Origin of the sequence: Caballeronia sp. LZ003 (assembly GCF_031451465.1) — a bacterium.
GTDB lineage: Bacteria > Pseudomonadota > Gammaproteobacteria > Burkholderiales > Burkholderiaceae > Caballeronia.
In genome coordinates, this window is the sequence record NZ_JARUXJ010000140.1 from 1 (window position 1) to 570 (window position 570).

Annotated in this window: 1 protein-coding gene; it reads left to right on the forward strand. The window is 58.9% G+C overall.

Going from position 1 to position 570, the window contains the following annotated elements:
* Positions 1 to 301 (forward strand): cyclic nucleotide-binding domain-containing protein (locus QCE79_RS33470; RefSeq protein ID WP_309851796.1); only part of this gene is annotated, 301 nt, incomplete at its 5' end.
* Positions 302 to 570: the final 269 nt, after the last annotated feature.

The following is a 570-nucleotide window of genomic DNA, read 5'->3' on the forward strand; positions in this document are numbered from 1 at the left end:
CTCTATGGACGATAAAAAGACTGAAAAATCCGAGTACCGACCTTCAATCTTCGCGGCACCCTTCCGGCGAGATGGCGACGGATCAGCCGTTGAGCTTCTATCTGTTGCGGAGCAGGAAGCATTAATGGAGGTTTCGCGGCTTGTCAGCATTCGGCGGAATACCGTGCTTTATCCGGAAGGGGGAGAGGCGCGCTTCGTCTATAACCTCGTCAGCGGCGTGGCAGAAACGTACCAGCTTGTTCCGAATGGCGAGCGGCGAATCACTGCATTCCTGTTCCCGAGAGACCTGGTCGGTCTTTAGTGAAAATGGCGTCTACGTTTCGACTGCTCAGGCGCTTACGCCGCTTGTCGCCTATCGAATTCCGGTCGAAGCCCTCGAGGCGATCCTCGAACGTAATCCCCGGCTCGATATCGCAGCGGTAGAGCGTTTCGCCGCGCCGTACGGTCCGCGTCGCGCAGATGATCGCATCAAGCCGCTCGTATTCATCGCGCGAGAGCCCGCCCGGCATGCAGATTCGCTGCATCGAACAGGTCGAGCAGCGCACGCCGTTGCGTGTCGCGGCGGACCTG